The organism is Streptomyces sp. SID3212 (genome assembly GCF_009865405.1).
GTDB lineage: Bacteria > Actinomycetota > Actinomycetes > Streptomycetales > Streptomycetaceae > Streptomyces.
In genome coordinates, this window is record NZ_WWJY01001145.1 from 1 (window position 1) to 11,462 (window position 11,462).

Annotated in this window: 11 protein-coding genes and 1 pseudogene; 8 read left to right on the forward strand and 4 right to left on the reverse strand. The window is 71.4% G+C overall.

Annotated features, from left to right (window positions below; all coding sequences use genetic code 11):
- Together GT042_RS34270 and GT042_RS34275 are read right to left on the reverse strand one after the other, a co-directional pair.
- A pseudogene (locus tag GT042_RS34270) lies at positions 1-1,368 on the reverse strand (lipopolysaccharide biosynthesis protein); the annotation flags it as partial.
- Positions 1,369-1,387: 19 nt separating this feature from the next.
- The gene (locus GT042_RS34275) at positions 1,388-2,536 is read right to left on the reverse strand and encodes a DegT/DnrJ/EryC1/StrS family aminotransferase (RefSeq protein ID WP_161312601.1); all 1,149 of its coding nucleotides are present in this window, start codon (positions 2,534-2,536) and stop codon (positions 1,388-1,390) included.
- Positions 2,537-2,708: 172 nt separating this feature from the next.
- On the opposite strand from GT042_RS34275, the gene GT042_RS34280 reads away from it, so the two are divergent.
- Positions 2,709-3,254, forward strand: coding sequence for an AAA family ATPase (locus tag GT042_RS34280; RefSeq protein ID WP_161312592.1), 546 nt, complete (start codon positions 2,709-2,711; stop codon positions 3,252-3,254).
- Positions 3,255-3,315: 61 nt separating this feature from the next.
- Here the strand turns inward: GT042_RS34280 and GT042_RS34285 are convergent, their stop codons facing one another.
- On the reverse strand, positions 3,316-4,233 hold the full coding sequence (locus GT042_RS34285; RefSeq protein ID WP_161312593.1) for an RNA polymerase sigma factor SigF: 918 nt from the start codon (positions 4,231-4,233) through the stop codon (positions 3,316-3,318).
- Positions 4,234-4,517: 284 nt separating this feature from the next.
- On the opposite strand from GT042_RS34285, the gene GT042_RS34290 reads away from it, so the two are divergent.
- From GT042_RS34290 to GT042_RS34305, 4 genes are all read left to right on the forward strand, one after another.
- Positions 4,518-4,886, forward strand: a complete 369-nt coding sequence (locus tag GT042_RS34290) for an STAS domain-containing protein (RefSeq protein ID WP_161312594.1) — start codon at positions 4,518-4,520, stop codon at positions 4,884-4,886.
- A gap of 259 nt (positions 4,887-5,145) precedes the next feature.
- On the forward strand, positions 5,146-5,637 hold the full coding sequence (locus tag GT042_RS34295; RefSeq protein WP_161312595.1) for an ATP-binding protein: 492 nt from the start codon (positions 5,146-5,148) through the stop codon (positions 5,635-5,637).
- Between the two features lie 181 nt (positions 5,638-5,818).
- Complete coding sequence (locus GT042_RS34300; protein ID WP_161312596.1) at positions 5,819-6,496, forward strand: response regulator transcription factor; 678 nt, start codon at positions 5,819-5,821, stop codon at positions 6,494-6,496.
- 13 nt (positions 6,497-6,509) lie between these two features.
- Positions 6,510-7,802, forward strand: a complete 1,293-nt coding sequence (locus GT042_RS34305; protein WP_161312597.1) for an ATP-binding protein — start codon at positions 6,510-6,512, stop codon at positions 7,800-7,802.
- Between the two features lie 42 nt (positions 7,803-7,844).
- Here the strand turns inward: GT042_RS34305 and GT042_RS34310 are convergent, their stop codons facing one another.
- Positions 7,845-8,342 carry a GtrA family protein gene (locus GT042_RS34310; RefSeq protein ID WP_161312602.1) on the reverse strand — a complete coding sequence of 166 codons (498 nt, stop codon included), beginning with the start codon at positions 8,340-8,342 and terminating at the stop codon, positions 7,845-7,847.
- Between the two features lie 211 nt (positions 8,343-8,553).
- Between GT042_RS34310 and GT042_RS34315 the strand changes: the two genes are divergently transcribed.
- From GT042_RS34315 to GT042_RS34325, 3 genes are read left to right on the forward strand one after another with little or no spacing between them, the layout of a single operon-like run.
- On the forward strand, positions 8,554-9,693 hold the full coding sequence (locus GT042_RS34315; RefSeq protein WP_161312598.1) for a 5-(carboxyamino)imidazole ribonucleotide synthase: 1,140 nt from the start codon (positions 8,554-8,556) through the stop codon (positions 9,691-9,693).
- Entirely contained in the window at positions 9,690-10,214 is a 525-nt protein-coding gene (gene purE, locus GT042_RS34320) for a 5-(carboxyamino)imidazole ribonucleotide mutase (RefSeq protein ID WP_161312599.1), read from the forward strand. Before GT042_RS34315 ends, purE begins: the two co-directional genes overlap by 4 nt.
- Before the next feature lie 5 nt (positions 10,215-10,219).
- On the forward strand, positions 10,220-11,410 hold the full coding sequence (locus tag GT042_RS34325; RefSeq protein WP_161312600.1) for a dipeptidase: 1,191 nt from the start codon (positions 10,220-10,222) through the stop codon (positions 11,408-11,410).
- Positions 11,411-11,462: the final 52 nt, after the last annotated feature.

Sequence of the window (11,462 nt, forward strand, 5' to 3'; positions counted from 1 at the left end):
CCGCCCCGGCCCCACCACCCGCGCCGGCGGGGCTGCACGCCCCGGCCCCACCATCCGCGCCGGCGAGGCCGCACGCGCCGACCGCCCGCCGAGCGCCGCCCGCAGCCCCGGCGCCGCGACCAGCGCGACCAGCGTCATCGACCCCAGCATCGCCAGGCCCGCCCCCGAGATCCCCGTCGGCCCGAGCAGGAACATCGCGCTGCCCAGCACCAGCAGGCACATGGCGCCCTGGAGGACGGCGAGCATGCCGGTACGGCCCTGGACCCGCAGCACCCCGATGTACAGCTCCACGACCACGCGCGGCAGCGCGGCGGCGGCCAGCAGCCGCAGCACGGTCGTGCCGTGCTCGGCGTAGTCGGGCCCGAACGGCGCGAGCACCTGCGGGGCGAAGACCACCAGCACCAGGACGACGGGCACCAGCAGGACCGCCATCCGGCGCAGCGCCCCCCGTACCCCCTCCGCCAGCCGCTCCGGGCTGTGCGAGGCGTGCGCGGTGAGCGAGGAGGCCATGTTGATGGCCATGAACTCCATCGTGCCGCCGACCGTGTACGCCGTGTAGAAGAAGGCGTTGTGCGCGGCGTCGAAGCGGACCGCCACCATCACCGGCAGCAGATTGATCATCGCGAGGCTGAACAGCGCCCCCACCGAGTCCCCGGCGAGGAACCGCCCGATGTCCCGCGAGCTGAGCGGCTCACGGTCGTGGTCGGCCTCGGCCTGCCGGGGGATGAGCCTGCGGAAGATCAGCCAGCCGAGCGGCAGGACGGACAGGGCGATGGCGGCGGCCCAGGAGACAAAAACCCCGAGGACGGGCATCGCGGTGGCGAACGCGACGAGCAGCAGCAGCTTCCCGACGGAGAAGACGGCGTTGCCGACCGGCACCCAGAAGGCCTTCCGCAGGCCGGTCAGGACACCGTCCTGGAGGGTGAGCAGCGCCCAGGTCACACAGGACGCGGTGAAGACGAGCCCGGCGGTGGGCCCGTCGAGGGGCGCGTACGACGGACCCCAGAGGTCGAGGGTCAGCAGGAACACCACACAGGCGACACACACGACCAGCGAACTGACGGCGTACGCGCGCAGGACCAGCGAACCGGTGGCGCGCCCGGCCCGGGGCACGTACCGCACCACCGCGCCGATCATCGTGGTGGCGGTGATGGCGGCGAGCAGCCGCATCGCGGCGATGGCGGCGGAGCCTTGCCCGACGGCCTCTTCCGTGTAGTAGCGGGCGGCGACGAGCCAGAAGCCCAGGCCCAGGGCGGCGGAGACGCCGGTGGAGAGCATGAGGGCGTAGGCGTTACGGAACATCGAGTCGTGCCCGGCCGGCGCGGCGGCCTCCGGCTTCCCCCCGGCCGGGCCGGCGGGACCGCGCAGCCGGGTGGTCTCGGCCACCTCAGCCGCGCCCGTCCCACACGGCCGGCCGGGCGCCGGACGCGGTGAGCACCCGGATGATCTCGTCGGCGCGGCGCGGATCGGCGGGCAGGGCGTGCCGGGCGAACCAGGCGGCGGGCGCGGGGTGCGGGGAAAGATCGGTGAAGACCTCGCCCGCGTAGGTGTCGAGCGGGGGGTCGTAGAGATAGCCGGTGGTGATACGGCGCCGGGCGAGGGCGGCGACGGCCGCGTCACGGTCCTCCACGAGCAGGGGCACACGGAACAGGGGCTGGACCTCAGCTCCGTCCCGAGCTCCGCCACCCCAGACGGTGTCCAACAGCCGCCGCGTACCCGCCCGGTGGGCCTCCAGGCGGGCGTCGAGTCCGGAGAGCAGCCGTTCCGTACGTCTCAGGCGGGTGCGTCCCGGCCGCAGCCGGTAGTCGTGCATGTCGACGCGCACCCAGGAGTGGAATCCGCTCAGCCCCGGCTCCCCGGCCAGCGCCTGCTTGAGATCACCGGCGCGCAGGGGCATCCGGATCGCCTCGCGCTCCTCCTGGCCGAGCACGCGTAACGCGGCGCGGGCGGCCCGTACGAGACGCAGCCCCCGTACGCCGGCCTCGGCGTACGGGCGTACGGCATAGGCGAGTTCGGCACGGAGGCGGGACGGCTGGAGCAACTCGTCCCGGGCCAGGGCCAGTTCCGTACGGAGGGCGGGATCCGCGACGGCGAGGAAACCACCGGTCTTGGCCCCCACGTGCTTGGAGAGGCTGAACACGGACGCGTCCCCGAAACCGCCGACGGGCCGTCCTCCCACCACGCTGCCGATCGCGTGCGCGGCGTCCTCGATCAGCGGAATCCCCAACCTGTCGCAGCGGGCGCGGAGTTCGGGAGCGGGGTCGGGATTCCCGTACAGATTGGTGGTCAGTACGGCGGACAGCCCCCGCCAGTCGGAGTCCGGCACGCGGTCCAGGTCGATCGACCCGTCGTACGGACGCAACGGGGCCTGTACGGGCCGCAGTCCGGCGGCGAGCACGACGAAGAAGATGACGTCGTCGTTGACCGGCGACATGAGGACCCGCCCGCCGGGCGGGCACCAGTGGCGCAGGGCCAGGTACAGCCCGAACCGGCACGACGGCACGTAAAGACATTCCCTGCCGAGGCGACGGCGCATGAGCGACTCCGGACCGGAGTAGACCGTGCGCGCACTGAACTCCGCCGGGCAGCTCTCCCCAAGAGCCATTCCGATTCCCCCCTGCCCCGGGCTCAATGTGGCCCGTACCGGACGGCCCCGTCAATAAGGCGGCAGGACCGGACCCCCCGACCGCTGTCGGTACGATCCACCGGTGCGGCGCGTTCTGGTGGTGGGCATCAGCGGGGCCGGCAAGTCCACGCTCGCGCGGACCCTGGCCGGCGAACTCGCCCTGCCCTACTACGAGATGGACGCCCTGCACTTCACCGGCCCCGGCTGGGCGGTGGACCAGGACTTCGCGTCGAGGGTCGCCGGCATCGCGGCCTCCCCGGCCTGGATCTTCGACTCGTTCGGCTACCCGGAGGTCCGCGACCTGCTGTGGGAACACGCCGACACGGTGATCTGGCTGGACTACCCGAGGCGGGTGGTGATGCCGAGGGTGCTGCGGAGATCGCTGAGGCGGACCGTACGCCGGGAACGCGTCTTCGGCGGCAACAGGGAGACGCTGGCGGGGTGGTTCCGCCGGGACCACCCGGCGTGGTGGGCGTGGTCCCAGCACGGGGCGCGGCGCACGGACATAGGCGGGCGGACGACGGATCCCCGCTTCGCCCCCCTGCGGGTGGTGCGGTTCGGTGCGCCGGGGGAGGCGGACAGGTGGCTGAGGGAGCGGGGCCGGGGTGAAGGAGCGGGGCCGGGGTGAGGGGTGAGGGGTGGTGAAGGCGGCCCCACCCCGCACCGTCAGCCCGTCGGGCCGGCGCCCCTCACTCCTCCACCATCAAGCCCTTCCGCAGCTTCTCCAGCGTCCGCGTGAGCAGCCGCGACACATGCATCTGTGAGATGCCCAGTTCCTCGCCGATCTCCGACTGCGTCATGTTGGCCACGAACCGCAGCGAGAGGATCTGGCGGTCGCGCCGGGGGAGTTCCGCGATCATCGGCTTGAGGGACTCGACGTACTCGATGCCCTCCAGGCCGTGGTCGTCGTAGCCGATCCGGTCCGACAGCGCGCTCTCGGAGTCGTCCTCCGCCGGCTGGGCGTCCAGCGAGCTCGCCGTGTACGCGTTGCTCGCCGTCATCCCCTCCACCACCTCGTCGCGGGTGAGGCCGAGCCGCTCCGACAGCTCGCCGACCGTCGGTGCGCGGTCCAGGCGCTGGGCCAGTTCGTCACTCGCCTTGGCGAGGTCCAGGCGCAGTTCCTGGAGCCTGCGCGGCACCCGTACCGACCACGACGTGTCGCGGAAGAAACGCTTGATCTCGCCGACGATCGTCGGCATCGCGAACGTGGGGAACTCCACGCCCCGGCTCAACTCGAAGCGGTCGATGGACTTGATCAGGCCGATCGTGCCGACCTGGACGATGTCCTCCATCGGCTCGCTGCGGGAGCGGAAGCGGGAGGCCGCGAACTTCACCAGGGCGAGATTCAGCTCGACCAGGGTGTTGCGGACGTACGCGTGCTCGTACGTGCCCTCTTCGAGGGATTCGAGCCGGGCGAAGAGCGTCTTGGACAGGGCCCGGGCGTCAACCGCCCCCACCTCGTCGAAGGGCGGGATCTCCGGCAGGTCCTCCAGACCCTCGGCGGGCAGGTTTTCCGAGCCCCCGTCGGGTAGGTTCTCCAGGTCCCCGGTGCGGGGTTCACCCTTGGTACGCGGTTCGGAAAGCGGTTCGTCGAGCCGGGGTGCCATGGTCTCCTCCATCGTTCTCGGCATGTGGCCGCCGAAGCCAATACGCTTGCTGCGGTTTGCGGCGCCTCCGAAGCCGGTCGTGTGGAATGTGTTCCTCCTAGCCCTACCCGGTCGGTACAGGCAGTTGCAAGTGTTAATTGTTCTGTTTGCCCTTATTGTGGGGGACTTCGGCTACCGGTCGGCGTGTGAAAGGCGTAATGTTCGAGCGGCGTCAACCGCAGTCATAGGCATGCGACGCGCGCGAACTTCCGACGATGGCTAACCAGACACGAAGAGGGACGGGAATGGACCGGCAGACGGTCGGCAGCGCGAACCGGGGCCGGCTTCGGGTCGAGGTTCGGACCGAGGGCCGGAGCGAGGTCGTCACGGCGGCCGGCGAGTTGGATCACCACACGGCGGACGTCCTGCGGGTCCCGCTGGAGGCGGCGCTGGAGCAGGGCCGGGTACGCCTGGTCATCGACTGCTCGCAGCTCGAATTCTGCGATTCCACCGGGCTCAACGTGCTGCTCGGTGCCCGGCTGACGGCGGACGCCGCCGGCGGCGGGGTCCATCTGGCGGGCATGCTGCCCGTCGTGGCCAGGGTCTTCGAGATCACGGGGGCTGACGCGGTCTTCACCCTCCATGATTCCGTCGAAGACGCCCTGGCGGACTGAGGCGGACTTGGGTACGTGGCCCCTCACTCTCCCCGTGCCGGCGTCGTCCGGGCCGGCCGTGCTGAACGCCGGACGGGTCCCGCGGACTTTCGCACCGGTGATGTGGGTGTTGTCACGATACGCAGGGGCAGGAGTCTCCCCGCAGGCCCACCGGCCCAGCTCTCCCCGAACCGGTCTGTGATGTGTAGTGATCTGTGGTGACCTGTAGTGATCTGTAGTGACGAACTGGAATTCGGTGAATCGGTGAGGTGAAGCGCTGATGAGCACCACCCGGCAGCCTCCGCCGGGCGACCTCGGCCCCGAGCCGGACGACGCGGGAACCACTCCCGCCGCGTCCGACCGGCGGGTACGCGCGCTCGCGCTGTCCGACGCGAGCGGGGTCGTCCCGCTCGCGCGCGACTTCACCCGCCAGGCGCTGTACGACTGGGGCTGGCTCCCCGCGGCGACCCCCGACCGGCGGGCGGCCGCGGAAGACGTCCTGCTCGTGGTCTCCGAGCTGGTCACCAACGCGTGCCTGCACGCCGACGGGCCGGAGGAACTGCGCGTCTCGACCCACGCGAAGGTCCTGCGCCTGGAGGTCACGGACCACGGCGAAGGCCAGCCAGAACCCCGCACCCCGCACCGCGCGGGGCGCCCCGGCGGCCACGGCATGTTCATCGTCCAGCGGCTCTGCCTCGACTGGGGAGTCGTACGGAACCCCGGCGAGACGGGGAAGACGGTCTGGGCGGAGCTGGCGGCGCCGCCCTCGTGAGCGGTCCGCCTGCTCCCTCCTTTCCGTGTCTCTCCGGCGAGCCGTCGGCTGAGAGATGGACCACAGGCATACACGGAACCATTCCTTCGCATTCGAAGGCGCTTCACAGGATCGGCACCCTGACCCGCAGGCGCCGCCGATCGCTACCCAAGGCGCGCCCGGCGCGGACTACCATCACCCCATGACCCGTGTACTGCTCGCCGAGGACGACGCATCCATCTCGGAGCCGCTGGCCCGCGCCCTGCGTCGGGAGGGTTACGAGGTCGAGGTCCGCGAAGACGGTCCGACCGCCCTGGACGCCGGCCTCCAGGGCGGGGTCGACCTGGTCGTCCTCGACCTCGGCCTGCCCGGAATGGACGGCCTGGAAGTCGCCCGCCGGCTCCGCGCCGAGGGCCACACCGTGCCGATCCTGGTGCTCACCGCCCGCGCCGACGAGGTGGACACCGTCGTCGGGCTGGACGCCGGCGCCGACGACTACGTGACCAAGCCGTTCCGCCTGGCCGAACTGCTCGCCCGGGTGCGTGCCCTGCTCCGGCGCGGCGCCAGCGACCCCGCCCCGGCCCCCGCCACCCACGGCGTGCGGATCGACGTCGAGTCGCACCGCGCCTGGATGGGCGACGAGGAGCTCCAGCTCACGGCGAAGGAGTTCGACCTGCTGCGGGTCCTGGTCCGCGACGCAGGCCGGGTCGTCACCCGCGACCAGCTGATGCGCGAGGTCTGGGACACGACGTGGTGGTCGTCCACCAAGACCCTCGACATGCACATCTCCTGGCTCCGCAAGAAGCTCGGCGACGACGCGGCGAACCCGCGCTACATCGCGACGGTACGGGGCGTCGGCTTCCGCTTCGAGAAGAGCTAGCCGGAAGGGCACCTTGCGCCGTCGTCTCATCAATTCCACGCTCGCGGTGGTGCTGGTCGTCATCGCGGTCTTCGGCGTGTCCCTCGTGATCGTCGAGACCCGCACCATCACCAGCAGCGCCCAGGAGAGCGTGGACAACGAGGCCGTCCGGATCGGCAGCATCGTGGACAGCCGCCTGCTCGGCGGTGAGAACATCACCCCCGGCATGCTGGCCGACCAGATCAGCAAGGACCGCTACGCCCGCGTCGACCTCCCCGGCCACCCGCCCGTCCAGTTCGGCGACCACCCCACCGGCAGTGTCATCCGGGGCAAGGCCACCGGCGAGCAGGGCGAGAAGGTCGTGGTCGAGGAGCGCCGCTCCTCCGTCAACCGTGAGGTCGGCCGTACGCTCCTGATCATCGGCGGGGTGGCGCTCCTCGCCGTCATCGCCGCCGTCCTGCTCGCCGTACGGCAGGCCAACAAGCTGGCCTCGCCGCTCACCGACCTCGCCGAGACCGCGGAACGCCTCGGCTCCGGCGACCCGCGCCCCCGCCACAAGCGGTACTCGGTGCCCGAGCTGGACCGGGTCGCCGACGTCCTCGACTCCAGCGCCGAGCGGATCGCCCGCATGCTCACCGCCGAGCGGCGCCTCGCCGCGGACGCGTCGCACCAGCTCCGTACCCCGCTCACCGCCCTGTCCATGCGGCTGGAGGAGATCTCCGCCACCGACGACCTGGAAACCGTCAAGGAAGAGGCCACGATCGCGCTCACGCAGGTCGAGCGGCTGACGGACGTGGTGGAGCGGCTCCTCACCAACGCACGCGACCCCCGTACCGGATCCGCCGTCGCCTTCGACATCGACGAGGTCGTCAAACAGCAGCTGGAGGAGTGGCGCTCGGCCTACCGCAGCGCGGGACGGGCCATCGTCTGCTCGGGCCGCAACGGCATGCGGGCCGTCGGCACCCCCGGCGCGGTCGCCCAGGTCCTGGCCGCCCTGATCGAGAACTCACTGATGCACGGCGGCGGTACGGTCGCGCTGCGCACGCGCGTCACCGGCAACCAGTCGGTCATCGAGGTGACCGACGAGGGCCCCGGCGTGCCCGCCGACCTCGGCGCGCGGATCTTCGAGCGGTCCATCAGCGGCCGCAACTCCACCGGCATCGGGCTGGCCGTGGCCCGCGACCTGGCCGAGGCGGACGGCGGCCGGCTGGAACTGCTCCAGCAGCACCCGCCGGTCTTCGCGCTCTTCCTCAGCCGGGAGGCCCGTACCCGCAAGGCGCCGCACACCGCGCGGGGCGACGACGGCGGCGACCGCCCGGTCCGCTGACCGGCTCGTCCGCTGATCAGCTGGTACGGATCAGCTCACCGGTCAGCTCTGTATCCGGTCCCGGTCCCGGCCGCGCTCCAGGAACGATTCGCCCGCCTCCGCAGGGAGCGGCACCGACCGGAACACCCAGCTGCGGTACGACCAGAAGCGGAACAGCGTCGCGACCCCGATGCCCAGGAACTTGAACACGTTGCTCTGGAGCGGGGTGTCCCAGCCGAACCCGTACGTCGCGGCGTAGAGAACCCCGTTCTCGATCACCAGGCCGACCACGCTGAACAGCAGGAACAGCGACAGTTCCTTCGTACGCCGGGTCTTGTCGCGCTCCCGGTACGTGAAGTACCGGAAGCCGACGTAGTTGAAGACGATCGCCACGACCGTGGCCAGGATGCCGGCCCGTACCACCGGTACGTCCGTAGCGTGCCGTACGAGGTTGAAGACCACCAGGTTCACCAGCAGCCCCACGGCGCCCACCGCACCGAACTTGGCCGCCTCGCGCACGAGCCGGTCCAGTCGCACGCGGAGTGCGCCCCGTTCGCCCATATGCCCGCTCAGCCCCGTCCGGTCGATGTCCTGTGCGGCCATGCTAACCAGCGACCCTGTCGGCCGACCCGGGGCCGGGTCCGTGGCCCAGGACACACCTGGGGCGGATGTGACGCGCTGTAGGCCCCGCCGGGGCCCGTTCCGGCGGGGCCCGACCCCTCCGGGACGGCTCGCGGACTCCGTCCCTTCGCACGCCCGATACCCTGGGGGCGTGACGTTCCCGGTAGTCGGCATGGTCGGCGGCGGTCAGCTCGCCCGTATGACCCACGAGGCGGGCATCCCCCTCGGCCTCAGATTCAAGCTCCTCAGTGACACCCCCCAGGACTCCGCGGCCCAGGTGGTCGGCGAGGTGGTCATCGGCGACTACCACGACCTGGACACGCTGCGTGACTTCGCGCGCGGGTGCGACGTGATCACGTTCGACCACGAGCACGTGCCGATCGAGCACCTGCGCGCGCTGGAGGCGGACGGCATCCCCGTACGCCCGGGTCCCGACGCGCTCGTGCACGCCCAGGACAAGGGGGTGATGCGCGCCAGGCTGACCGAGCTGGGCGCCCCCTGCCCGCGCCACCGCATCGTGGCCGACCCCGCCGACGCGGCGGCCTTCGCCGCCGAGGTGGGCGGCTTCCCGGTCGTCCTCAAGACCGTGCGCGGCGGGTACGACGGCAAGGGCGTGTGGGTCGTACGGTCCGAGCGCGACGCCGAGCAGCCCTTCCGGGCCGGCGTCCCGGTCCTCGCCGAGGAGAAGGTCGACTTCGTACGGGAACTGGCGGCGAACATCGTCCGCTCCCCGCACGGCCAGGCCGTCGCCTACCCCGTCGTCGAGTCGCAGCAGGTCGACGGGGTCTGCGACACCGTCATCGCGCCCGCGCCCGGCCTCTCCGACGAGCTGGCGGGCGAGGCCCAGCAGCTCGCCCTGCGCCTCGCCAAGGAACTGGGCGTCGTCGGCCACCTCGCGGTCGAGCTGTTCGAGACGGCCGACGGCCGGATCCTCGTCAACGAGCTGGCCATGCGCCCGCACAACTCCGGCCACTGGACGCAGGACGGCGCGATCACCTCGCAGTTCGCCAACCACGTACGCGCCGTGCTCGACCTGCCGCTGGGCGACCCCCGGCCGCGCGCGCCGTGGACCGTCATGTGCAATGTCCTCGGCGGCGACTACCCCGACATGTACCAGGCGTACCTGCACTGCATGGCCAGGGACCCGCAGCTCAAGATCCACATGTACGGCAAGGACGTGAAGCCGGGCCGCAAGGTCGGGCATGTCAACACCTACGGCGACGACCTGGAGGACGTGCTGGAGCGCGCCCGCCACGCCGCCGGCTACCTGCGAGGAACGATCACAGAATGAGCACCCCTCTCGTCGGCGTGGTCATGGGCTCGGACTCCGACTGGCCCGTCATGGAGGCCGCGGCGAAGGCCCTCGACGAGTTCGAGATCCCGTACGAGGTCGACGTCGTCTCGGCGCACCGGATGCCGCGCGAGATGATCGCGTACGGCGAGCAGGCGGCCGGCCGGGGCCTGCGGGCGATCATCGCGGGCGCGGGGGGCGCGGCCCACCTGCCCGGCATGCTCGCCTCGGTGACCCCGCTGCCGGTGATCGGCGTCCCCGTACCGCTCAAGTATCTGGACGGCATGGACTCGCTGCTGTCCATCGTGCAGATGCCCGCGGGCATCCCGGTGGCGACCGTCTCGGTCGGCGGGGCGCGCAACGCGGGGCTGCTGGCGGTACGGATCCTCGCGGCGCACGACCCGGAGCTCCAGGCCCGGATGCGGGACTTCCTCCAGGACCTCAACGAGCAGGCGACGGACAAGGGCAAGCGGCTGCGCGCCAAGGTGCAGGGTGTGGACAGCTTCGGTTTCGGGAAATAACCGCCATGGACTCCACGCACTTCCTCGAAGAGGCGCACGACCTGCTGGCCGAGTTCCCCGTGGTCGACGGCCACAACGACCTGCCGTGGGCACTGCGTGAACAGGTCCGCTACGACCTGGACCGCCTGGACATCGCCGACGACCAGTCGGCCCATCTGCACACCGACATCCCCCGGCTCAGGAAGGGCGGGGTCGGCGCGCAGTTCTGGTCCGTGTACGTCAGGTCCGACATGGCCGGGGACGACGCGGTCAGCGCGACGCTGGAGCAGATCGACGTCGTCGGCCGGCTCCTCGCGCGCTATCCGCAGGACCTGGTCCGCGCGCTGACCGCCGACGACATGGAGACTGCCCGCCGGCAGGGCCGTATCGCCTCCCTGATGGGCGCGGAGGGCGGGCACTCGATCAACAACTCGCTGGCCACGCTGCGGGCGCTGTACACGCTGGGCGTGCGGTACATGACGCTGACCCACAACGACAACCTCGCCTGGGCGGACTCGGCGACGGACGTGCCCTCGGTGGGCGGCCTCTCCGCGTTCGGCCGCGAGGTCGTCCGCGAGATGAACCGCCTCGGCATGCTGGTCGACCTCTCGCACGTCGCCGCGACGACGATGCGGGACGCGCTCGCGGTGACCGAGGCGCCGGTGATCTTCTCGCACTCGTCGTCGCGGGCGGTCTGCGACCATCCGCGCAACATCCCCGACGACGTCCTCGCCCTCCTCCCCGCGAACGGGGGCGTCGCGATGGTCACCTTCGTACCGCAGTTCGTCCTGCCGGAGGCGGTGGCGTGGGCGGCGGCGGCCGGCGAGAACATGACCGCGCACGGGCTGCACGCGCTGGACAGGACGGCGGAGGCGATGAAGGTCCACGAGGCGTTCGAGGCGGCGAATCCGCGGCCACGGGCGCTGGTCTCGACGGTGGCGGACCATCTGGACCACATGCGGGAGGTCGCGGGCGTCGACCACGTCGGCATCGGCGGCGACTACGACGGCACGCCGTTCACGCCCGTGGGCCTGGACGACGTGTCGGGCTACCCGAACCTGATCGCGGAGCTTCTGTCGCGGGGGTGGTCGCGGTCGGACGTGTCGAAGCTGACGTGGACGAATGCGGTGCGGGTGCTGCGGGCCGGGGAGGACGTCGCTCGTTCCTTGTCCACGGAACGGACGCCTTCGCAGGCGACGCTGTCTCTGGACGGGTAGCCTCTGCCACGGTGTCCGTTGCGCTTACTGATGTCCTCAATCGCCGGACGGG

What these genes read in the sequence shown, in the direction of transcription:
- GT042_RS34275 (WP_161312601.1), bottom strand. Translation starts at nt 2,536, where the DNA reads ATGCGCCGTCGCCTCGGCAGGGAATGTCTTTACGTGCCGTCGTGCCGG.
- GT042_RS34285 (WP_161312593.1), bottom strand. Translation starts at nt 4,233, where the DNA reads ATGGCACCCCGGCTCGACGAACCGCTTTCCGAACCGCGTACCAAGGGT.
- GT042_RS34290 (WP_161312594.1), top strand. Translation starts at nt 4,518, where the DNA reads ATGGACCGGCAGACGGTCGGCAGCGCGAACCGGGGCCGGCTTCGGGTC.
- GT042_RS34295 (WP_161312595.1), top strand. Translation starts at nt 5,146, where the DNA reads ATGAGCACCACCCGGCAGCCTCCGCCGGGCGACCTCGGCCCCGAGCCG.
- GT042_RS34300 (WP_161312596.1), top strand. Translation starts at nt 5,819, where the DNA reads ATGACCCGTGTACTGCTCGCCGAGGACGACGCATCCATCTCGGAGCCG.
- GT042_RS34310 (WP_161312602.1), bottom strand. Translation starts at nt 8,342, where the DNA reads ATGGGCGAACGGGGCGCACTCCGCGTGCGACTGGACCGGCTCGTGCGC.
- purE (WP_161312599.1), top strand. Translation starts at nt 9,690, where the DNA reads ATGAGCACCCCTCTCGTCGGCGTGGTCATGGGCTCGGACTCCGACTGG.
- GT042_RS34325 (WP_161312600.1), top strand. Translation starts at nt 10,220, where the DNA reads ATGGACTCCACGCACTTCCTCGAAGAGGCGCACGACCTGCTGGCCGAG.